General features: G+C 68.1%; 17 protein-coding genes. 4 read left to right on the top strand and 13 right to left on the bottom strand.

The features are described from left to right. Window position 1: 1 nt before the first annotated feature. From AB0I34_RS22140 to AB0I34_RS22150, 3 genes are read right to left on the bottom strand one after another with little or no spacing between them, the layout of a single operon-like run. Complete coding sequence (locus tag AB0I34_RS22140) at window positions 2–1,195, bottom strand: acyl-CoA dehydrogenase family protein (RefSeq protein WP_360447728.1); 1,194 nt, start codon at window positions 1,193–1,195, stop codon at window positions 2–4. A 22-nt stretch (window positions 1,196–1,217) separates the two neighbouring features. Then, window positions 1,218–2,774, bottom strand: a complete 1,557-nt coding sequence (locus AB0I34_RS22145; RefSeq protein ID WP_360447730.1) for an AMP-binding protein — start codon at window positions 2,772–2,774, stop codon at window positions 1,218–1,220. After that, the gene (locus AB0I34_RS22150) at window positions 2,771–3,469 is read right to left on the bottom strand and encodes a TetR/AcrR family transcriptional regulator C-terminal domain-containing protein (protein WP_360447732.1); all 699 of its coding nucleotides are present in this window, start codon (window positions 3,467–3,469) and stop codon (window positions 2,771–2,773) included. The genes AB0I34_RS22145 and AB0I34_RS22150 overlap by 4 nt, the downstream gene beginning before the upstream one ends. A 147-nt stretch (window positions 3,470–3,616) precedes the next feature. Between AB0I34_RS22150 and AB0I34_RS22155 the strand changes: the two genes are divergently transcribed. Continuing rightward, window positions 3,617–4,852 (top strand): amidohydrolase family protein, encoded by a 1,236-nt coding sequence (locus AB0I34_RS22155; protein WP_360447734.1) that lies wholly within the window; start codon window positions 3,617–3,619, stop codon window positions 4,850–4,852. Between the two features lie 54 nt (window positions 4,853–4,906). On the opposite strand, the gene AB0I34_RS22160 is transcribed toward AB0I34_RS22155, so the two are convergent. Genes AB0I34_RS22160 through AB0I34_RS22180 form a run of 5 tightly spaced genes read right to left on the bottom strand, consistent with a single transcriptional unit; the run spans window position 4,907 to window position 10,645 of the window. Continuing rightward, window positions 4,907–6,067, bottom strand: coding sequence for a membrane dipeptidase (locus AB0I34_RS22160; RefSeq protein WP_360447736.1), 1,161 nt, complete (start codon window positions 6,065–6,067; stop codon window positions 4,907–4,909). Next, complete coding sequence (locus tag AB0I34_RS22165) at window positions 6,067–7,446, bottom strand: serine hydrolase domain-containing protein (RefSeq protein WP_360447738.1); 1,380 nt, start codon at window positions 7,444–7,446, stop codon at window positions 6,067–6,069. Before AB0I34_RS22165 ends, AB0I34_RS22160 begins: the two co-directional genes overlap by 1 nt. 13 nt (window positions 7,447–7,459) lie before the next feature. Further along, window positions 7,460–8,701 carry a serine hydrolase domain-containing protein gene (locus AB0I34_RS22170; protein WP_360447740.1) on the bottom strand — a complete coding sequence of 414 codons (1,242 nt, stop codon included), beginning with the start codon at window positions 8,699–8,701 and terminating at the stop codon, window positions 7,460–7,462. Window positions 8,702–8,738: 37 nt separating this feature from the next. Beyond that, window positions 8,739–10,076 carry an ABC transporter substrate-binding protein gene (locus AB0I34_RS22175; RefSeq protein ID WP_360447742.1) on the bottom strand — a complete coding sequence of 446 codons (1,338 nt, stop codon included), beginning with the start codon at window positions 10,074–10,076 and terminating at the stop codon, window positions 8,739–8,741. A 41-nt stretch (window positions 10,077–10,117) separates the two neighbouring features. Next, window positions 10,118–10,645 (bottom strand): hypothetical protein, encoded by a 528-nt coding sequence (locus AB0I34_RS22180; RefSeq protein WP_360447744.1) that lies wholly within the window; start codon window positions 10,643–10,645, stop codon window positions 10,118–10,120. 129 nt (window positions 10,646–10,774) lie between these two features. On the opposite strand from AB0I34_RS22180, the gene AB0I34_RS22185 reads away from it, so the two are divergent. After that, a complete protein-coding gene (locus tag AB0I34_RS22185) occupies window positions 10,775–11,623 on the top strand; it encodes an SDR family NAD(P)-dependent oxidoreductase (RefSeq protein ID WP_360447746.1) in 849 nt (282 codons plus the stop codon). A 12-nt stretch (window positions 11,624–11,635) separates the two neighbouring features. On the opposite strand, the gene AB0I34_RS22190 is transcribed toward AB0I34_RS22185, so the two are convergent. Genes AB0I34_RS22190 through AB0I34_RS22210 form a run of 5 tightly spaced genes read right to left on the bottom strand, consistent with a single transcriptional unit; the run spans window position 11,636 to window position 19,202 of the window. Further along, window positions 11,636–14,560 carry an ATP-binding cassette domain-containing protein gene (locus AB0I34_RS22190; protein WP_360447748.1) on the bottom strand — a complete coding sequence of 975 codons (2,925 nt, stop codon included), beginning with the start codon at window positions 14,558–14,560 and terminating at the stop codon, window positions 11,636–11,638. Beyond that, on the bottom strand, window positions 14,557–16,764 hold the full coding sequence (locus tag AB0I34_RS22195) for an ATP-binding protein (protein WP_360447750.1): 2,208 nt from the start codon (window positions 16,762–16,764) through the stop codon (window positions 14,557–14,559). Before AB0I34_RS22195 ends, AB0I34_RS22190 begins: the two co-directional genes overlap by 4 nt. Before the next feature lies 1 nt (window position 16,765). Then, window positions 16,766–17,290 carry a hypothetical protein gene (locus tag AB0I34_RS22200; protein ID WP_360447751.1) on the bottom strand — a complete coding sequence of 175 codons (525 nt, stop codon included), beginning with the start codon at window positions 17,288–17,290 and terminating at the stop codon, window positions 16,766–16,768. 36 nt (window positions 17,291–17,326) lie between these two features. Beyond that, window positions 17,327–18,463, bottom strand: coding sequence for a glycine C-acetyltransferase (locus tag AB0I34_RS22205; protein ID WP_360447753.1), 1,137 nt, complete (start codon window positions 18,461–18,463; stop codon window positions 17,327–17,329). Window positions 18,464–18,470: 7 nt separating this feature from the next. Next, entirely contained in the window at window positions 18,471–19,202 is a 732-nt protein-coding gene (locus AB0I34_RS22210; protein ID WP_360447755.1) for an SDR family oxidoreductase, read from the bottom strand. Between the two features lie 146 nt (window positions 19,203–19,348). Here AB0I34_RS22210 and AB0I34_RS22215 point away from each other — a divergent pair, with 146 nt between their 5' ends. Beyond that, a complete protein-coding gene (locus tag AB0I34_RS22215) occupies window positions 19,349–20,203 on the top strand; it encodes a proline racemase family protein (protein WP_360447757.1) in 855 nt (284 codons plus the stop codon). A gap of 8 nt (window positions 20,204–20,211) precedes the next feature. Further along, the gene (locus AB0I34_RS22220) at window positions 20,212–21,408 is read left to right on the top strand and encodes a lipid-transfer protein (RefSeq protein WP_360447759.1); all 1,197 of its coding nucleotides are present in this window, start codon (window positions 20,212–20,214) and stop codon (window positions 21,406–21,408) included. The last annotated feature ends 4 nt before the right edge of the window (window positions 21,409–21,412 follow it).

Raw genomic sequence — 21,412 nt, forward strand, 5'->3', positions numbered from 1 at the left:
TTCAGAGTGATCGGGAGATGTGGTCCTTCAGCACCTCGTTGGCCCCGCCGTAGATCTTCTGGGCCCGCGCGTCGACGTACAGCCGCGAGATGAGGTACTCCCGCATGTAGCCGTAACCGCCGAACAGTTGCAGGCATCGATCGGTCACGTCGGACTGGTTCTGGGTCAGCCACCACTTCGCCATCGACGCTGTGGCCGGCTCGAGGGTGCCGTCGACGAACCGCTCGATGCAGTCGTCCACGAAGACCCGGGACGCCCGGACGATCGTCGCCAGCTCGGCGAGCTCGAGCCGGACGTGCTGCATCGCGAACAACGGACCGCCGAAGGCTTCCCGCGTCTTGGTGTACGCGACGGTCTCTTCCAGCGCACGTTCCATCGCGGCCGCTGCGGTGACCGCGATGACCAAGCGCTCGCGAGGCAGCTCCGCCTTCAGGATCTCGAGTCCGCGACCTTCCTCCCCGACCAGGTGGCCGGCCGGCACGGACACGTCGTCGAAGAACAACTCCGCGGTGTCCGAGGCATGCCGGCCGAGCTTGTCGAGGGTGCGCCCGCGCCGGAAGCCCGGTGCGTCGGCTGTCTCGAGGGCGAGCAAAGAGATCCCGTTGCGTCCCGCCGCGGGGTCGGTCTTCGCGACGACGACGACCAGATCGCAGCGGGCGCCGTTGCTGATGAACGTCTTGGAGCCGTTGACGACGTACTGGTCACCCTTGCGTTCGGCCCGGGTGACGATGTTCTTGAGGTCGCTGCCCGCGCCCGGCTCGGACATCGCCACGGCGCCGATGATGTCGCCGGTCGCCATCCCCGGCAGCCAGCGCCGCCGTTGCTCGTCAGTCCCGTACGTCGCGAGCAGCGGAGCCACCACCCCGCTGTGCACCATGTTGCCGAACCCGGTGTCGCCTGCCCGGGCCTGCTCACTCAGTACGACGGCGTCGTGGGCGAACGTGCCACCTCCCCCACCGAACTCGGCCGGAACCTCACAGCACATCAGGCCGAGCGCGCCGGCCTTGTGCCACACCTCGCGGTCGACGTACTTCTGCTCGTCGAACCGTTCGAAGTGCGGGACGACCTCGGCCTCGAAGAAGGCCCGCGCGACCGTGGCCAGCGCGACCGCCTCGTCGTCCGCCCAGCGTGGCCGCGCCGCGCGCCCGGACCTCGTTCCCGGGTCACCGGGCCGTGCGGCAGTGTCGGTGCTCATCGGTTCTCCTCCTGGAAGGCGTTCAGTTCACGGCTCGGTCGCGGTCGCCCCAGAAGCGGGCCCGCAGTTCCTTCTTGTCGACCTTGCCCAGCGGCGTGAGCGGAAGGGCGTCCAGGAACTCGAGCCTCTTCGGCGCATGCACCGGACCCTTGCGCTCGCGGACCAGTGCGACGAGCTCGTCGGCCGTCACGGTCGCGCCCGGTGTCCTGACCACGAAGGCCGTCACCGCCTCGCCCCACTTCGGGTCCGGAACCCCGATCACGGCCGCGGCCGAGACCTCCGGATGCGTCACCACCGCGTCCTCGACCTCGCGCGGGTAGATGTTGAACCCACCGGTGATCAGCATGTCCTTCTTGCGATCGGTGAGGTACAGGAAGTTGTCCGCGTCGAAGCGGCCGACGTCACCGGTGTGCAGCCAGCCGTTGCGCAGCGTCTCCGCGGTCAGCTCGGGCTGCTTCCAGTAGCCGTCCATCACCAGAGGACCGCGAACGCAGACCTCTCCGAGCTCGCCGACCGCGCAAGGCTGGTCGTTCTCGTCGAGGACCGCGACGTCCAGCGTCGGGTGCGGTTTGCCGCACGACGCGAGCCGCTCTGGTCGCTGGGGATCGTGGTCTTCCTTGCTGAGCGTCGTCACTGTGTTCGGCGCCTCGCTCTGTCCGAAGAACTGCACGAACACGGGCCCGAACACCTTGAGAGCCTGCTCGAGCCGGTCGGGTGACATCGGCGCCGCGCCGTACAGGATCGTCTGCAGGCTGGACAGATCCACCTCGTGCTCGGCGATGTAGTCGAGCAGCACGTAGATCATGCTCGGCACCAGGAAGGTCGCCGTGATCCGGTGCCTCTGCACGGTCTCGCAGAACTCCGCGGGATCGAAGCCCTTGGTCAGTACGACGCTTCCACCCTGGTGGAAGACCGGCGGCACGATGCCCTGGAGTGCGTGGGTCAACGGCGTCGATCCCAGGAACCGCAGCTCGGTCGGGAGCTGCCAGTGCGCGACGGTGAGGTAGAGGTGCGTGGCCAGCGAACGATGCGTGAGCATCACGCCCTTGGGCCGTCCGGTCGTCCCGCCGGTGTAGCCCAGCAACGCGACGTCGGATTCACGGGCGACGGATGGAATGACCCCGTCCGTCTCAGGCCCGGCGAGTACGTCGGATCCGGAGCCTCCACCGAGGAGCAGCACTCCCGGGCTCGGGTCCAGCTCGGCGGCGAGCGCCGCGCCGTGGTCGGAGTACTGCGCCGCATCGACCACGAGTGTGGTGATCTCGGCGTCGGTGCAGACGACGACGTGGTCGGCGAGGGATCCCATCGGGTGCAACGGCGTGTACCGGGCACCGAGCGACTGCGCCGCCGTCACCGCGGCGAAGGTCTCCGGCCGGTTCGGGGCGATCATCGCAACGCCGTCCCCCGGCTTGACCCCGGCGTCCCGCATCGCGAACGCGATCCGTGAGATCAGCCGGCGCAGTTCGTCGTACGTCAGGTCACCGGTCGGCGTGGAGAACGCGACACGATCCGGATAGTTCTGCAGTGCCCGTGAGATCAGGTCGACGAAGGACGGTCGTCGATAGAGGTCCTCGATCATTTCTTCGGTCCGGTCCGTCGACGGATCCTCCGCAGCTCTGTCTCGAACCCGTCGAGCAGACGGCGGACCCCGAACAGGTACTGCGCTTCCGGATCCTCGGGCACCACCTCGAGCAGATCCCGGAACGGCGAGTCGGCCGGTGTGTCCGCGTGCACGAAGTTGTCGGACACCCCGCGGGCGAACTCCTCACTGCCACCGCGGAACCGGGAGACCTCCCAGGCCAGCGCGCCGATGATGTGGTTCCGCAGCGCCATGAACCCGCGAATGGCCGACTCCTTCTCGAAGCCGGCCCCCTGCAGCAGCACGATCATGTCGAGCCCGACCGCCTCCGTGTGCGGGCCGCGGACGTACGTCTGCAGGAGGATCTCGATCAGCGCCGGGTGGCGCAGCGCGCACTGCCGGGAGTCCAGCGCGAACTCCTCGAGCCGCACTCGCCAGGACCGCCCGTCCTTGGCGATCGCCGGGATCTCCGACACCGCGAGATCGGCGACGGCGTCCAGCAGCTCCTGCTTGTCGCTCAGGTGCCGGTACAGCGACATCGGGCTGCCGCCCAGCGCCTCGGCCACCCGCGCCATCGTGACGCCACTGAGCCCGTCGCGGTCGGCGATCTCGAGCGCCGCGGCCACCACCGTCTCCCGATCAAGCGCACCGCGCGCCAACCGCGCTGACTTCTGCACCTTGCGCTGTGTCGCCACGGCGTGTCCTCCAGTCCGGTACGGCGTGGGTAGCTCTTGCACCCCTCTTGGCGTACCAGCATAGTGTATGGGCGTACGTAAGCGAATGGTTCGGACCGAGATTCTCGTCCGCGACGCCGACACCACTGCCGAAGGAGCACACTGCCCATGACGTCAAGTCTCTGGCTGCACGGCGCAACCGTCGTCACAGCGACCGGGTCCGACCCCGAGCCGGCCGGGATCCTCGTCGAGGACGGAAGGATCACCCGGATCGGCGGATCCGTCCCTGCCGAGGCCGAGGTCGTCGACTGCACCGGGCTGACCCTGACCCCCGGTCTGATCGACGCACACGTCCATCTCGGCCTGGCCAGCGAACTCGAGCCGAGCGTCGGGTACGGGATGTCGGTGGCGGAGATCGCCGCCGACATGTTCTCCAACTGCGCCCAGACCCTTCGGTCCGGGTTCACCACGGTGCGGGACTGTGGCGGCATCGACGCCGGCCTCGCCCGTGTCGTTGCATCAGGCAAACTTCCGGGTCCCCGGATCGTGCAGTGCGGCCCGATCCACTGCCAGACCGGCGGACACGGACACTACGCGTCCGAATGGGAGCCGACCCATGTGTGGAGCGAGATCGAGGTGCCCGGCCTGCGGACGCTGACCATGTTGGCCGACGGGCCTGACCAGATGCGCAGGAACGCGCGTGAATCGTTCCGGCGGGGCGCCGACTTCCTCAAGCTCTGCGTCACCGGCGGCGTCATCTCCAAGCACGACAAGCTCACCGACACCCAGTTCAGCGCTGAGGAGATCGCGGTGGCCGTCGCCGAGGCCGCCGCCAGGGGCACCTACGTCACAGTCCACGCCCTCAACGTCGATGGCATCCGCATGGCTGTCCTCGCCGGTGTGCGGTGTGTGGAGCACGGCAGCGGGATCGACGAGGAGACGGCCGCCCTGATGGCCGAGCGCCAGGTCTCCCTCGTGCCCACCCTCACCGCGCTCGAAAGGCTGATCAGGAACATCGACGACCTCGGCCTGCCGAGTCACTTCGCCGACAAGGCATCCGGGGTACGCCAGGCGATGATCGACGGGCTGCTCGCCGCCACGGCCGCCGGTGTCCGGGTCGGCCTCGGGTCCGACGTCATCGGACCTGACCAGACCGGTCGGGGCGAGGAACTGACGCTGCGGGCCGCGGCCCAATCCCCCATGGAAGCACTGATCGCGGCGACACGCGTCAACGCCGACCTGCTCGGGCTCGGCAGCGAGATCGGCACGCTCGAGGTCGGCAAGCAGGCCGACATCGTTGCCTTCGCGGGCAATCCGCTGGACGACCCCCAGCTGTTCGCCGACCCGGACAGCGTCGTACTCGTCGTGCAGAACGGCGTGGTGGCGAAGGACGAACGGAAGTAGACAGTGTGGCCGGTGGGCACCGCGTAGGCGGCGACCCACCGGCCACGTTCATGCTCAGCCGCAGACGGCTTCCATCACGCGGACGAAGTTCAGGCCGAGCACCTTGGCGATGTCCTCGTCCGACCAGCCGCGCGCGACCAGGCCGCGGGTGATGTTCGGGAAGTCCCGGTAGTCGTCGAACCCGACCAGCTCCTGCGTCGCCACCAGCTTGTCCTCGGGCCTGAAGCCGGTCTCGGCGAAGATCGGCTGGAGCAGATCGTCGAGCATCCACTTCGGCAGTTGCATCGGCCAGTCGGTGCCGATGGCAACGTGATCGACGCCGGCGACGTCGGCGACGTACTCGATGTGGTCGAGCATCGCGTTGATGGTGACCGTCGGTCCCGCCCCGAGGAAGAACGGGACGGTCACGATGCCGATGATGCCGCCGGTGGTGGCCAGCGCGCGCAGCTCCTCGTCGCTCTTGCCTCGCGCATGGTCGAACACGCCTTGCGCCGCGGTGTGGGAGGCGACGACCGGTGCCTCCGACACCTCACAGGCGTCCAGCGTGGTCATCCGGCCGACGTGGCCGGTGTCGACGATGATGCCGAGCTCGTTCATGGCCTTCACGCTGGCCACGCCGAACGCGGACAGTCCGGCGTCCGTCCGCTCGGTGCAGCCGACGCCGACAGTCGTCATGTTGTTGTAGGTGAGCTGCATCATCCGCAGGCCGGCATCGTGAGCCCAGGCCAGTGCGTCGAGGTCGCGCCACGGACCCAGCATGACCTGCGAACTGACCAGGCCGGCGTGAGCTCCGGTCTCGTGCGCACGGCGGATGTCAGCGGCGGTCAGGGCCTTGATCAGCCACGGGAAGTAGTCGAACTGCTTCTGCACGAAGGCGAACGACCACTCCCGGACGTGGCGTTCGTCGGACATCTCCACCTGCCGGTTCCCGCAGGTGATCCCGCTGGCGTCCCAGTGCTCCTTCACCGCGTCCAGCCGGCCCGCCATCGCGCGGCGGATCGGGGCCTCGAGACCACGGCTGAACGTCTCCATGGTGTCGTGGGTCTTCTCGAGGAGTGTGCGCAGTTCCTTGTTCATCTCCTCGTCGAACGCCCGGTACCCGACCGGGCCCTGGAACAGCACGTCGACGATGAGGCTTTCGCGGTGCAGCCGCGCGGCACGCTCCTCCTGGGCCTCGTCCAAGCCGAAGTCGAACGTGCCGAACTGTTCCGTCATCAAGAGCCTCCAGAGCTGTGGCGGTGCTGGTTGTCACCCGTGCGGCGGACGAGCCGGTCCAGCAGGAACAGGAACTCCGGGTGTCCGGCTCCGTCGTCGCCGACGCCATAGGCGAAGGGCGGTTGGCCGGGGTGATCGGCCAAGGTCAGGGCCTGTGCTCCGATCGGTCGCAGCCGGACGGGCGGCGGATCCGAGCGGTTGCGGCCGAGGACCGGGTCGGTGAATCTGGCTTGGTAGGAGAGCGCGTCGCCGTCGTCGCTGACGTTGAGCTCGCAGCCCCAGCAGACATACCTGCCGTGGTAGCGGCTCGGCTTCGGCTCCGGACCGGACAGGTCGGGCGCAACCGGCGCGGGCAGGCCGAACCGGTCCTGCAGCAGAGCCTCGGCGATCTCCTGGTGGAACGGCATCGAGGCCGGCCCGCCGTTCGCAAAGGCGATGTACGCCGCACCGAGGTCGGGAACAACGCCGACCATGGCGATCCCGCCGTACGAACCACCGCCATGGGTGAGTACGACGTGGTCGCCGTACTGCTTGCGCAGCCAACTGAGCCCCACCGAGCCCGTTTCCGGCACGGGGAAGTCGATCTGGTGTGCGGCCATCCGGTCGATGGTCTCCGGGCTGAGCAGGCGCTGCGCCGAGGTGACCGTCGGCAGATGCGAACTCACGAAGGTCAGCGTGTCTTCGACCGAGGTGATGAACGTCGTGCCGGCCGGCGCGAGGCACTGGGGCATCATGAACCGCTCGCTGCGCACGAATCCGTCCGCACCCGGATAGTGGCCGATCGCCATCCGGTGCAGGATCGCCTCCTCGGCCGTGAACATGCTGCGTTCCAGGCCCAGCGGCGCGAACAACCGCTGCCTCATCGCCGTCGAGTACCCCTGACCGGTGACGACCTCGATGATCCGGCCGGCCAGCACGAAGCCGGCGTTGCTGTAGGAGAAGTACTCCCCCGGCCGGAACAACTGACCGACGTCGGCGAGCAGCGGCACCCAGTTCGCGATCGCGTCGTCGCCCTCGCCGACATCGGCGATCAGGTCCGATGCGTCGGTTCCGGTGGAGTGGGTGACGAGATGCCGTACGACCAGGGCATCCGCGGCGTCCGGGTCGCCGAGGACGAGCTCCGGCAGGTAGCGCTTGACCGGCGCGTCGAGGTCGACCAGTCCCTGCTCGACCAGGGACATCAGCAGCGTCGTCGTCCAGACCTTGGTGATCGAGCCGGTCAGGAACAGCGTGTCCGGCGTCATCTCCACGCCACTGGTCAGGTTCGCGAGTCCGGCCGCCGCGGTCTCGATCCGCCCGTCCTCGATCACACCCACCATCGCACCGGGTACGCCGGACCTGGCGACGAGTTCTTCCACCGTCTTCTGGAGTTCCGTCATCCGAGGTCTCCCATCATCCGAGGCAGGAGCGGACTGCCGCGGCCAGGCTCGACGCCCGCGGTTCGCCGGTCCGGAACGACCAGAGGTTCATGACGTAGCCGAAGCCGACCTCGGCATCCGGCTCGCCGAAGGCAACCGACCCGCCCGAGCCCGGGTGGCCGAACGACTTCGGCCCCGCCATCGGCAACGGCGGGCAGGCCCGCCAGAACCCGAGCGACATGTTGAACGACCGGTCGGCCGGGAGGTCCAGATCCGCGGGCAGGCCGTGCATCCGCGTCTTGTCGGTCTGGATCTCGGTCGCCCGCTCGACCGTCTCGGGATCCAGCAGCCGTACGCCGTCCACGTCGCTCACCGTCGCGGCGTACATCCGGGCCAGCGAGCGCGCGTCCGTGAGCATGTTCCCGGCCGGGATCTCCGCCGCTCGGTAGGCCCGCTGAGCATTGAGGTCGGACGTGACCTCGAACGCGCCGCCGAGCGAGCCGGCCCGGGCCTGGATCGAGCCCTCGCCCCAAACTGCCTGGATCCATCGGGTCACCGTGTCGGCATCGAGACCGGTGGTCTCGATCATCCCGGCGGTCATCTCCTCCAGGCTGAGCGGCGCGGCGTACTCGATCCGCGCCACCTTCTCTTCCTGTTCCTCGGGCAACCCGATCCAGGCGTTCAGCCCGAGCGGGCCGGCCACCTCGTCGGCGAAGAAGGTGCCGAGCGACTTGCCGGAGACCCGGCGTACGAGCTCGCCGACCAGGTACCCGTAGGTGATGCTGTGGTAGACGTGCTCGGTGCCCGGCTGCCACTCCGGCTTCTGGGCCTCGAGAGCGCGGATCACCGGATCCCAGGCGTACGCCTGCTCCAACGTCAGCGGACCGTCGACGACCGGCAGGCCGGACTGGTGTGACAACAGCAGCCGCACCGGGATCTGGTCCTTGCCTCCGGCACCGAACTCGGGCCAGTAGTCCACCACCGGTGCGTCGAGATCCAACTCGCCGCGCTGGGCCAGCAGGTGCGCGCAGATCGCGGTCGCACCCTTTGTCGTGGAGGCGACGATGGCGATGGTGTCCGCGCGCCACGGCCGCTTGGTCTCGCTGTCGGCCAGGCCGCCCCACAGATCGACGACGGGACGGCCACCGACGTACACGCAGCACGCTGCGCCCACCTCACCGGGAGTCCCCTCGAAGTTGGCCTGGAACTGGTCGGCGACCTTCCCCCAACCGTCCTCGACGTGTCCGTGCACCGCAGGCTCGCTCGTTGTGGTCATGATGCTGTACGGCCCTCCTCGAAGGTGATGGTGATCGCTATCCGACCGGCGCGGGCGAGGTCTTGTACGTGAAGCACTTGCAGCCAGGGTCGAAGCTGGACGCGGCCGTCTTCTCCATGCCGTCGTGCCGGTCAGGCCCGAACTTGGTCGCGCCGTCCAGCGTGAGGGCGCTGACGAAACCCGTTCCGATCTTCTCGATCCCGGGCACGAGCTTGTCGATCCCTCCCAGGCCACCGCTGTTGGCCAGGCCCTGCTGCAGCAGCCGCACCACGTCGCACGCCTGGTAGATGACGATCTGGTCGGTGATCTTCTGGACCGGCACGCCGTTGCTGCGGGCATCGTCGATACAGGTCTTCCGCACCTTGGCCTGCTCGGCCGGCGGCGCCGGCGGCTGGGTGACGTCCTGGTCGGGCATGCCGCCGAAACCACGCATCTTCGCCAACTGGTCCGGCGGGTAGAGCTTCATCACGTCGGCCATCCCCTGCGGGTGGAACAGCAGGTACTGCGGCGACCATTTCTGCGCGTGGGCGCCCTGTGCGAAGTAGTAGATGATCCCGTTCTCGTACAGCGTCAGGATCATCACGCTGTCCACGGCCTGGGACTTGAACTTGAGGGCGAGGGACTGGACCTGGGCCAGGTTCGGACCGTTGTCGGCGTACCCGTGGGCGCACTTGATGTCCGACTTGACGAGTTCGACGCCGGCCTTGTCAGCGAGCGGCTTCAGCGTGTTCTCGTAGGCGCGCTCGTTGTACGGGCAGTCCTCGATGACCACGCCGAGCTTGCTGCCGGAGGCAAGGAACTTCGCCTCGACGGCCTTGTTCATGATGCTCTTGATGCGGCGATCGATGCTCACCGCGTTCACCGCGATGACGCCGGGGTTGTCCTTGAGATCGGTGTCGTCGCCGATCGGCGATCCGTTCTGCCCCATGTACAGGATCGGAACGCCGGCGGTCATGAGGCACTTGTTGAAGGCCTGGTTGTAGATGAGGCCGTCGTACACCACCGCCTGGACCTGGTTGTCCTTCGTGAACCGCTGGCAGATCGCCTCGAACGCCGAGTCGAAGTTCGGGGTGGAGAAGTCGATCGTCTCGTCGACGACCTCCAGTTTCCGCTCCGCGACGCCGCCGCCGTCGTTGACGGCCTGGATCATGGCATGAGCCGAGGCCTTGTACGGGCTCACGACGCTGACGCCGTTCCGCTCGGCCTCGGCCCGGGTGTCGGTGATCAGCACCCCGATCTTGATCGGCCCGGACGTCGACGGCTTGAACTCCGTACCACTGCCCTTGACCGCCGTTCCACCACTACCGCCTTGCACGCCGCAAGCGACGAGGACAACTGCGCAGCACGCCGCCACAACGGCGCTCCGAATACGCATCATCGATCCTGACTCCCTTCTTCTCCCCGAGGTGTGCACGGTCAGCCGACCACTTGGGCGGCCACTGCCTTCAGTCCGTCGACGCCGGTGTCATCCGGGCCATGGAACGAGAACGAGTACCACGTGTCGCCCGCGAGAACCTGTACTTCGCGGGCGGCGATGTACGCCTGGTCGCCGAGGTCGATCACCTTGGCCTTCGGGTACGCGCCCTTGGTCTGTTCGAACAGCTGTGCCAGCGTCATCCCGCTGGACTTGAGGTCGCCGCGAAGCCCGTCCTGGCGCAACACGGTGAGCGAGAACGTCGTAGCCGGGGTGCCGCCCGAGCTGGTCCAGACGCACTGGTCGGACCCGGTCTCCTCCTGGTGGGTCGCAGCACCGGCACCGAAGGCGATCCCGAACTGTTGCTCCAGGCCACCAGGTGTCAACAGCTGGCAAGCGTCGGCAGCACCGCTCGTGTTCTCGATCGTCGCGGACGGCGTGCCCTTCGCGGCCTCACCGGAGTTCCCACACCCACTGAGGGCGAGCACGAGGACCAGCAGAGATCCGGAGACACCAGCAACAGTCCTCATCGGCGGAACTCCTTCCTGTCAACCACGGGCTATGACGTATGCCCATACACTATGCTGATACGCCTAGGGTGAGCGCAAGGCTTTGCCGGGCAAATCTGCGAAGCCGGCAGCTCCGAGTGAGGAGAGACAATGGATTCCCTCGCAGGCCGTACGGCCTTTGTCACCGGAGGGGCGCGCGGTATCGGACTGGCGATCGCCCGCTCGCTCGCCGGCCGGGGTGTTTCCGTCGCGGTGGCCGACCTCGACGAACCGTCCTTGCACGCGGCCGATGCCGAGCTGTCCACGGTGACGACCTCCCGTTCCTACTTGCTCGACGTCCGCGATCGCGGGCGGTACCCCGAGATCGCGGACGCCGTCGAGGCAGAGCTGGGCCCTGTGAGCATCGTGGTCAACAACGCCGGCGTGATCGACTCCGTCGCACCGTCGCGGATGGACCACACGCTGTGGGACTACGTCATGGGGGTCAACGCGGGTGGCGTCTACAACGGCCTCCAGGCGTTCGTGCCACGCATGATCGAGCGCGGCCTCGGCGGACACATCGTCAACACCGCTTCAGCGGCAGGGCTCTTCGTCGACGGGCAGTCGCTGCTCTACAAGTCCGGCTTCCTCTACCACGCGTCGAAGTACGCCGTTGTCGGCTTGAGCGAATCGCTGCGCGTGGAGCTGGCTCGCCACGGGATCGGCGTGAGCGTCCTGTGCCCCGGGCCGGTGGCCACCGACATGGTGGAGAACACTCAGCGCTTCCGGCCCGCGGACGCACCGGTGCGCTCGGCAACGATCACGACGATCCTGGCGGCGGCCCAGAAGCTGGTGCGCGACGAAGGCGTTCAGCCATCGGTCGTGGGCGAACTCGTCGTCGACGCGATCATCCACGACCGGCCGTACATCCTCACGGCCCCCGACAACGCCGCACCGATCCGGTCCCGGATGGAAGCGCTGCTCGACGCCGTCCCCCAGGAGCCGGTCCAGCCCGAGTAGGCCGACGGGTCGTCATCGGTCGGCCACGGCCAGGCCGGCGTCGGAGCGCTCGATCGCTTCGATGCTGCCGCCCAGGTACGCGTCGACGACCAGAGGGTCGGTCCGCACCTCGTCCGGAGTGCCTTCGGCGATCAGGTGTCCGTCGGCCATCGCGATGATGCGATCGGAGATCCCCATGATGAGCGGAATGTCGTGCTCGATGACGACGAGCGTCAGGTCGAGCTCCTTCTTCAGGTCGACGAGCAGCGGTCCGAGCGCCTCGGTCTCGCGCTGGGCGACGCCGCTGGACGGTTCGTCGAGCAACAGGCAGATCGGCTGCAGCGCCACCAGACACGCGATCTCGGTGATGCGCCGGGTGCCGGTCGACAGCTCCTGGATCGACTTGTCCCGGTAGCGATCCAGCCCCATCGCCGAGATGAGCGCGCGGGCCTGGCCTTCCTTCTTCCGTTCGCCGAGGGTCACCCCGAGCGTCGACGCCACGAATCCCGTCGGCCGGACTCGCTCGAGCGAGAGCATGACGGTCTCTTTCACGGTCATCGTCGGGAACAGCGCCGCATCCTGGAACGACCGGATCAGGCCGCGCCGCGCGCGCCCTTCCGGGCCGACCTTGCTGATGTCCTCACCGTTGAAGAACACCTGTCCCGTGTCCGGTCTCGTGAAGCCCCCCAGCAACTCGAACGTCGTCGTCTTGCCGGCGCCGTTCGGTCCGAGCAGTCCGACCGTCTCACCGGCCCGTACGTCGAACGACACCCCGCGGACCGCGTGTACGCCGCCGAAGCTCTTGCGCAGATCGCGCGCCTCGAGCAGTGCCGCCCCCGCCGCAGGGCGGTTTGCGTTCTCGGTGCGCGGTTCACCGACTCGCAGATCGCCGACCCGGACGCCCCGGGCCGTCGCCGTACCGTCTGTTGTGTCCTCACCGGCGTACAGCGGTTCGGGATCGATGCCGTGCCGGCGGGCGATGAACTTCACGATCCGGTCCCGGATCGGCGCGACGACCTGGATCAGGCCGCCCGGCTTCCACAGGATCAGCAGCAGCACTCCGAACTTCGTCGCTGCCAGTCCGATGTTGCCGATGTCAAGCAACGGCAGACCGAGCACCCAGATCGCCCCGAGCACCGGACCGATCAGCACCGAGACGCCACCGAGCACAGTCATGACGACGACGTCGATGCTTGCCGACGTCGGGAACGTCCCGGCACTGATGGTGGACAACGAATGCGCGTACGTCGCCCCTCCGATGCCGGCGATGAACCCGCCGATCAGGTATCCCTGCAGCTTGACGAGACTCGCCCGTACGGCGAACGCCCGCGCGTTCTCCTCGTTGTCGCGGATGGCGACGAGCAGGCGGCTGAATCCACTGCGCCGGATGTTCCGCGCCACCACCAAGGCAAGGACGAACAGCGCCAACGCGAAGTAATAGTACGAGCGGCCGGTGTCGAGCGCACCGATCGGCCACCCGGACGGCTTCCCTGGATCCTGACCGTCGCCGAGCATCCAGGGCTGCGTGAGCAGCCACAACGGCGCGGCCAGCGCGAAGCCCAGCGTGGTGACGGCGAGCATCAGGCCGCGGATGCGGAGCGCGGGCAGACCGATCAGCACCGAGACCAGCCCCGCGCCCAGACCGGCGAGCAGCAGCGCGAGCGGGAAGATACCGGTGCTGCCGGCCACCTTGAACGAGATGACAGCGCCGATCGCGGCGACGGCGAACTGACCGAGCGTCAACTGCCCACCGAGACCGGTGAGGACACCGATCGACAATCCGACGATCGCGAAGGCGAGGATGCCGGTGAAGGTCACCGACAGGCCGTTGGAGATGAACAGCGGCAGGATCGCGAGAACCGCGATCGTCAGGATGCCGAACGCCGGGCCCATCGCACGCACTGCCCAGAGGCTCTGTAGCTTCTCCGGGATCGGTCGCAGGCCGCGCACCGCCGCCCAACTGCCCTTCTCCTCGTCACGCCCACCGCGCCGGCGCTGCACCAGCAGCGCGACCAGGATGATCACGAACATGACGACTTCGACCAGACCCGACTGCGGGTAGTTCCACAGCAGCAACTGCTCAAGGATGCCGAGACCGACACCGCTGACCAGCGCGATGGGCAGGCTTTGCATCCGGCCGATGACAGCGGCGGTCAGCGCACGCAAGAGCAACGCGGGGCCGAAACTGTCCGCACTGGCGAAGCCCTGCGTCGGGGCAGTGAGGATCGCGGTGAAAGCGGACAAGGCGCCGGCGATCGCCCACGCCAGGGTCGACATCCGGCTCGCGAAGATGCCGGACATCCGCGCGGCCTCCGGATTGGCCGCCGCGGCGCGGATGGCGAGACCGAACCGCGACCGCTTCAGGAACAGTGCGATCGCGAGAACGAACAGCGGCGACAGGAACAGCATGCCGGAGTACGCCTCCGTCACGTGCAGCGCGCCGACGTTGAAGACCGGCAACCACTCCGGCTGCGGATACAGCGGTCCGGACGCCGTGGAGTTGATCAGAGCGGCGAAGATGACCAGGAACTGGCCGACGCCCAGCGTCGCCACGATCGACACGATCCGCGGAGCGTTACGCAGCCGTCGTACGACGCCGGTCTCGGCGGCGGCCGCGGTCGCCGCGGACGCGAGCAATGCGATCACGAACGCGATCCAGTACGGGACGTGCCACTTCATCGCGACGACGCCGAAGAACGCCGCTCCGAACGCACCGATCTGTCCGTGCGCGAAGTTGATGATCCGGTTGCTCCGGTAGACCAGCACGATGCCGACTGCCAGCAGGCCGTAGGTCAATCCAACGATCGTGCCGAGCATGATCACCGGCAGCGGCGTCTCCGCCTTGATGACGTCGTGCCGGTCGAGGACGGCAGTCACGATCTTGGTCAGTATGACGGCGGCGGTGAACGCAGCGAGCTGGATGAGCGGCTTGCGGGCCCTCCGCAGCACCGCGGTCATCGCGCCGCTCCCGCACCGTGCAGGAAGACCGCGCGCAGCAGGTCGTCGCGAGCCAGAAGTTCGTCAGCGCGGCCGTCGAATCGCATCTCGCCCTTTTCCATGAAGTACGCGTGATCGACCAGGTTCAGCGCGATGTTCACCGACTGCTCGACCAGCACCACGGCCGTGCCGTCGGCGTTGATCTGCCGCACCATGTCGAGGAGTTGACCGACGATCACCGGCGCCAGGCCGAGCGAGAGCTCGTCGATGAGCAGCAGGCGTGGACGGAGCATCAACGCCTTGGACAGCCCGAGCATCTGCTGTTCGCCCCCGGACAACGTCGAGGCCAGCGAGTTGCGGCGTTCGGCCAGTCGCGGGAACGCCTCGAGACATCTCTCGATCGCGCTGTCGACGGCGCCACGTTCCTTGGCCATCGTGTAGCCGTAGCTGCGCAGGTTCTCGACGACGGTCATCGGCCCGAAGACCGCGCGGCCGCCGGGGACCTGGGTGATGCCCAGCCGCATCCGGCGTTCGGCGTCGAGGTAGGTGATCTCCTGCCCCCGGTAGCGCACGCTGCCCGCGCTCGGCAGGCCGATGCCAGAGATGACCTTGAGCAGGGTCGACTTGCCGGCGCCGTTGACACCGAGCAACGCGACCATCTCGCCGTCGTCGATGGTGAAGTCGGTGTCGAAGAGGACCTGCAGCTGGCCGTACGAGAAGTTGATCCCGCGACAAGCCAGCAGCGGAAGGCGTCCGCCGCTCCGCTCGACCCGGCGGATCTCCTCGTCCTCGACCACCTCGTCGATCATCCGGTCGAGGTCGCCCTCGATGAAGGTGCCCGCGCTGGCGATGATGAAGGCACCGATCACGCCTGGTACGGCGATGGCGACCATCGTGCCGCCGATCCCGTACTGCTCCTCGATGCCGCCGAGGAGCAGCGCGCCGGCCGAACCGCCGATCGCGACGAAGATCCCGGCCAGCGCCTGGGCGTGCGGCCGCATGTGGGCCGGCACGATCGAGAGCATCGAGATGCCGAGCATCGGCTGCAGGAGCCCGATGCACGCTCCGGCGATCCCGAAGCAGATCAGCATCGGCACGAACGCCGGCATCACGCCGCCCAGCGCGATGAAGACGACCGCCCCCGCCAGCAGGAATCCGGCGGCCCGCAGCACCCGCGCCGGCGAGGACCGGAACTGCTTCTCGCCGCGGCCTCCGTAGCCGATCAGGGCGAGGACGCCGATCCCGAAGAAGACCGAGAAGAACAGTCCGCGCTCCCCCGGGCCGAGGTTCCACCGTTGGTCGAGGAAGACCGAGATGAAGGTGCCCAGCGGCACGGTGAGTACGCCGTACACCGCGAACCCGGCGAAGACCCGCCGGTTGGTGGGAATGAGCATCACGCGGCGGCAGATCTCCCAGAACCCGAGGGCGACGTCCTTGGCCGCCAGCGAATCCGCCGACTCGCCGTGCTCCTCATGCACGCTGGCACGTAGCTGCTCGGAGTCCCACTTCCCGAAACCCGGGTCACGCAGCCGGATCGCACACAGCGTCAGCAGCAGCGAGGTGAGTCCCAGAGCCAGGAAGACGCCACGCCAGCTCAGGCCCGCGACGGACGCGAGGATGCCGACCAGCAGCGGGGCCAGCGCTTGCCCGAAGGTGCCGATCGCGGTGTACGCCGTGAGCGCGCGTACCCGTGCGGCCGGTGGGTAGCTGTCGGCGATGAGTGGCGCGTGCAGCGCGACGACCGATCCCGTGGCCAGGCCGTCGAGACAGAGAATGACGATGAGCGCGACCAGTGAAGTGACAAGGCCGGTCATCAGCGTGATGCAGCTCCACGCGATCCCGGTGACGATGCAGAGCATCGCGCGCCGCGCCCGGCTCTGGGACAGCCGCGCGATCGGCAGCGGCGCGATCGCGATGGCGAGCTGGTAGAGCGCGCGGGCGCCGACGATGGCGGCGATCGAGATGCCGAGCGTGCGGCTGATCTCGGGCGTCAGGACCGTGAACGCATAGCTCTGGAACGCACCGGTGACGAACAACAGGCCCAAGGCAATCATCGGGTAGTAGCTCAGGTTGTGCTTGCGGACCAGTGACCGGAAGCTCTCCGTGTTCTCGTCGCCGGTGACCCCGAGCGTCGCGCGGGCCTGCTCGCGCAGCGCCGCACTGGCCTGGTCCACCTCCTGCAAGGCCGCTTGCTGGTTCGCCCTCAGTTCTTCTCGGTCTGACACGTCAGAACCCCGCCTTCCGGACCCGGACTTCGAGATCCCAGGCCGACTCACCGATGCGATGCCCGGAGGTGTCCATGAGCACGATCGTGATGGTGTGGAGTTGCACCTTCTCCTCGCTGCCGGGCAGATCCGGGATCGTCGGAATCTCGACCTCGCCGCTCGTCGTGGTGTAGACGTCGTGCTTGGCCAGGTAGTCCTGGTCGGGGCACGTCGGTGACTCCTCGCAGGACGGGTCGCCGTCGGCCACGTCGTCCATCGTGTGGCCGGGCTTGACCGGCTTCTGATCGACGAAGACCGCGAAGTAGCCGGCCTCGTCCGACGGCGCCTCGCTGCCCTCCGCCACGACCCGGAAGTCGTCCATCGTCCAGCTGACGGTGACCGGAGTTCCCACGGTCGACCGGGCTTCGGGGCCGGCGAAGTGCAACCGGTCGTCCACCCGGAAGTTCAGCTGGGTGAGGCCACATCCGGACAAGGAGATGATGGCAACCATCGCCATCGCGCCCCGCACAAGCCAGCGTCCGCCCATACTGTGCACCTCTCCGCGATCACGTATGCACGTACACTATGTGCGTACGCCGAAGGTTTCGCAAGCGATTGTTCCGCGAACGACGTCCGCGATCGTGGTTGCCGCGGCCAACAGCTCGGCCCGGGTATGCGCGGCCGATACCTGCAGCCGGATCCGTGCGGTGTCAGCGGACACCACGGGGTAGGTCAGGGCGACCGCAAGGATGTCGCGCCGCAGCAGCTCGGCGGCCGCGGCCCGGGCGATGCCGGCGTCACCCAGGATGATCGGGATGATCGGGTGATTGCCGTCCGGCACGACGAGGCCACGGCGCTTGAGTTCGCTGCGCAGCAGAGCGGCGTTGTTCAGCAACCGCGAACGGCGGTCGTCGTCGCGCTCGAGCAGGCGCAACGCGTGCCGGGCCACCTCGACCTGCGCGGGCGGGAGTGCGTTGGAGAACACGTACGGGCGCGCCTTCTGGCGCAGCAGGTCGACGAGCTCGCGCCGGCCACTGACAAAGCCGCCTCCTGCGCCACCCAGGGCCTTTCCGAAGGTTCCGGTCACCAGGTCCACCCGACCTGCGACTCCCGGCTCGCACACGGTGCCCCGTCCATGGTTGCCGAGTACGCCGGTCCCGTGCGAGTCGTCGACCACGAGCAGCGCGTCGTACTCATCGGCGAGGTCGCACAGAGCCACCAGGTCGGGGCTGCCGCCATCCATCGAGAAGACGCCGTCGGTGACGATCAGCCGACGCCGGGCATCGCCGGACGCCGCGAGCTCCCTCCGAAGACCCTCGAGGTCGCGGGACGGGTAGATCGCCCGGCGTGCCCGGCACAGGCGAAGACCGTCGATGATCGATGCGTGGTTCGCGGCATCGGAGATCGCGACATCGTCAGGTCCGAGCAGCACCTCGAACAGGCCGGTGTTCGCGTCGAAGCAGGAGGTGAACAGCAGCGACGCCTCGGTGCCGAGGAAGGTGCTCAGCTCCTGCTCGAGTTGCAGGTGCGCCGTCGACGTACCGGAGATGATCCGGCCGGAGGCGTAGCCGAACCCGAGCCGGTCGAGCGCCTCGTGCGCCACCCGGCGTACGTCGGGATCGTTCGCGAGCCCGAGGTAGTCGTTGGAGCAGAGGTTGAGGAGCTCCCGGCCATCGCTGGTGCGGATCCGCGGGCCTTGCGGTCCGTCCAGTATCACCACGGCGGCATCAGACCATCAGCTCCCCGCCGTTGATGTCGACCGACGCCCCGGTGATGTACGCCGCCTGGTCGCTGGCGAGGAAGGCCACCAGTTCGCCGACCTCCGACGGCTGCCCGATCCGTGGGACCGGCAGACCACCGAGGTACGCGTCGAGATCCCGCCCGGCCGCGAGCGAGCGCGCCATCTCGGTCTCGAAGAGACCTGGGCACACCGCGTTCACCGTGATGCCGAGCGGGCCCAGCTCCTGGGCCACGGCGCGCGTCAGGCCGAGGAGCCCAGCCTTCGCAGTGGTGTAGTGCGCACCGCCCAAGGTGGAGACGTTCTTGCCCGCGGTCGAGGAGAAGTTCACGATCCGGCCCCAGCCGGCCGCGCTCATCCCCGGTAGACACGCCTGCGTCATCAGGAACGTGCCGGTGATGGAGACGCCCAGGACGCTCTGCCACTCGTCGAGACTGATGTCGGCGAACCGGGTGGAGCGAGCGATCCCGGCGGCGTTGACCAGGATCGACACATCGCCGAGCCGGTCCACCACCTCCTCGTGGGCGCTGCGGACCTGATCGGGCGACGTCACGTCCGCGGTCACAGAGATGGCTTTGCCGGGCAGGTCCTTCGGTGGCAGCCGATCGACGACGGCCACGGCCGTTCCGCGGGCCAGCAGCGACTCGACACAGGCCCGTCCCAGGCCGCCGGTCCCGCCGGTCACCACAGCGACGCGCGCCGACTCGGTTGGTGCGAACATCTCGATGCCTCCGTCCCGAACTTGACCGCCGATTCACGCTATGAGTGCGCACTGAGCCGGGGTAGCTCGCTTCGTCGGAAGCGGGTGACGGGTTTTCCTGCGCCTGTAGGGCGCAACCGCGATCACGCTGAACCAATGATGGTTCGGTGACTGCAACCATCGTGAGCGGATTCGTCGCCGAGGGAACGAGCGAGGGCCAACCGGTCGCGTGCTACGACCTGACCTCGTCGGACCAGTGCGATGGCGAGGCGCTCGAGCTGGTCCAGGCTGACTACTTCAAGACCCGCGGAAGCGACCCCACGGCGATCGTCGCTGTGGTGTTCGCACCGTCGACGAACGACGCCGACTACGGGCTCAGGTTCGTCGCCGCGCACGGGCCGCTCGGAGGATGTGGCGAGGCGACCTTGTTCGCCACGGCCATGTGCACCAACCCGAGCACGGACCCCGCGGTGACGTTCGAGACGGCGGCCGGTCTCATTGTCGGCAGGAACCTCAGCGCCGGCCGCGTCGCTGTCGACATGCCCGCGGTGGCGCGCACGTCGGTTCGTCAGCAGGTCGACTACCTCGACAGGCCGCTTCGGATCAGGTCGGCATCGGCCGGCGGCAACCGCTTCGCGGCCGTCACTGCCTCCGACCTCGGCGTACAGCTCGACCGGTTCTCGTTCCACGAGCTCACGGTCGCCGGGCACGACCTCCTGAACCGGCTGCGTGGGCCGGCGAGCGAAATCCCGGCGCCGGACATGCTCCTGATCACTGAACCGGTGACCGGATCGTCGACGCGCAGCGCGGTGGTCTGGGGTGACGGCGTACTCAATCGCGGTCCGTGTGGAACCGGCACCTGCGTTCGCTACGTGCTCGCTGTCGAAGACGGCGAGGTCTGCGCGGGAGCGCCACTGGTCCACGCGAGCCCGTTCGGCCACTCCTTCGAGGCGCAGTCGATCGGGTCGGGCACGATCGATCAGCTGGACATCATGCTGTCCGGCCTCGTCACGATGGACTAGGAGACGACGTGCACAAGGTCTACGTCATCGGCGTCGGTATGACGAAGTTCGAGAAGCCGGGCCGCCGGAAGGGCTGGGACTACCCGGCGATGGCCAAGGAGTCCGGCAGCAAGGCGCTGGACGACGCCGGCATCACCTTCGACCGGATCGAGCAGGCCCACGTCGGCTACGTGTTCGGCGACTCCACCTGCGGCCAGCGCGCGGTCTACGAGCTGGGCATGACCGGCATCCCGATCACCAACGTGAACAACAACTGCTCGACCGGGTCGACCGCGCTGTACCTGGCCGCGAGCGCGATCCGCGGCGGTCTGGCCGACTGCACGCTCGCGCTCGGCTTCGAGAAGATGCAGCCCGGTTCGCTCGCCGCGGCGTACGACGACCGCGAATGGCCGGTCGCGAAGCACGTCCGGGCGCTGGCCGAGCTGCGCGCGTTCGCCTCCCCGCCGGCGCCGTGGATGTACGGCGTCGCCGGGTTGGAGCACAACCAGCGGTACGGCTCGACACCGGAACACTTCGCGAAGATCGCGGCCAAGAACCACCGGCACTCGGCGAACAACCCGTACGCGCAGTTCCAGGACGTCTACACCGTCGACGACATCAAGAACGCCAAGACGGTCTACGCCGACGCGGGCCTGACCAGACTGATGTGCTCGCCGACGTCCGACGGTTCCGGCGCCGCGGTACTCGCGAGCGAGCGGTTCGTCGAGGCGAACGGCCTCGGTGACCGCGCCGTCGAGATCGTCGGCCAGGCGATGGTCACCGACCTGCCCTCGACCTTCGACACCAACAGCGCGATCAACCTGGTCGGCACGGACATGAGCCGTGCGGCGGCCGACCAGGTCTACGCGCAGACCGGGCTCACCCCCGACGACCTCGACGTGATCGAACTGCACGACTGCTTCGCCCCGAACGAGCTGTTCACCTACGAGGCCCTCGGCCTGGCCGGCGAAGGCGAGGGGCACAAGCTGGTCGACGGCAACGACACGACGTACGGCGGCCGCTGGGTCGTCAACCCGTCCGGCGGACTCATCTCCAAGGGCCATCCGCTCGGCGCCACCGGCCTCGCGCAGTGCGCGGAGCTCACGTGGCAGCTCCGCGGCGAGGCCGGTGCCCGCCAGGTGGACGGCGCAGCTGTCGCCCTCCAGCACAACATCGGCCTCGGCGGCGCCGTCGTCGTGACCGCCTACCAGCCCGCCGACCGCTGAGCCC

Origin of the sequence: Kribbella sp. NPDC050281, from assembly GCF_040655855.1 — a bacterium.
Taxonomy (GTDB): domain Bacteria; phylum Actinomycetota; class Actinomycetes; order Propionibacteriales; family Kribbellaceae; genus Kribbella.

Bases quoted from the DNA above. Each gene is read 5' to 3' on its own strand.
- AB0I34_RS22170 (WP_360447740.1), bottom strand. From the start codon at position 8,701: ATGACCACAACGAGCGAGCCTGCGGTGCACGGACACGTCGAGGACGGT.
- AB0I34_RS22200 (WP_360447751.1), bottom strand. From the start codon at position 17,290: ATGGGCGGACGCTGGCTTGTGCGGGGCGCGATGGCGATGGTTGCCATC.
- AB0I34_RS22175 (WP_360447742.1), bottom strand. From the start codon at position 10,076: ATGCGTATTCGGAGCGCCGTTGTGGCGGCGTGCTGCGCAGTTGTCCTC.
- AB0I34_RS22145 (WP_360447730.1), bottom strand. From the start codon at position 2,774: ATGATCGAGGACCTCTATCGACGACCGTCCTTCGTCGACCTGATCTCA.
- AB0I34_RS22210 (WP_360447755.1), bottom strand. From the start codon at position 19,202: ATGTTCGCACCAACCGAGTCGGCGCGCGTCGCTGTGGTGACCGGCGGG.
- AB0I34_RS22140 (WP_360447728.1), bottom strand. From the start codon at position 1,195: ATGAGCACCGACACTGCCGCACGGCCCGGTGACCCGGGAACGAGGTCC.
- AB0I34_RS22190 (WP_360447748.1), bottom strand. From the start codon at position 14,560: ATGACCGCGGTGCTGCGGAGGGCCCGCAAGCCGCTCATCCAGCTCGCT.
- AB0I34_RS22185 (WP_360447746.1), top strand. From the start codon at position 10,775: ATGGATTCCCTCGCAGGCCGTACGGCCTTTGTCACCGGAGGGGCGCGC.
- AB0I34_RS22165 (WP_360447738.1), bottom strand. From the start codon at position 7,446: ATGACGGAACTCCAGAAGACGGTGGAAGAACTCGTCGCCAGGTCCGGC.
- AB0I34_RS22160 (WP_360447736.1), bottom strand. From the start codon at position 6,067: ATGACGGAACAGTTCGGCACGTTCGACTTCGGCTTGGACGAGGCCCAG.
- AB0I34_RS22180 (WP_360447744.1), bottom strand. From the start codon at position 10,645: ATGAGGACTGTTGCTGGTGTCTCCGGATCTCTGCTGGTCCTCGTGCTC.
- AB0I34_RS22155 (WP_360447734.1), top strand. From the start codon at position 3,617: ATGACGTCAAGTCTCTGGCTGCACGGCGCAACCGTCGTCACAGCGACC.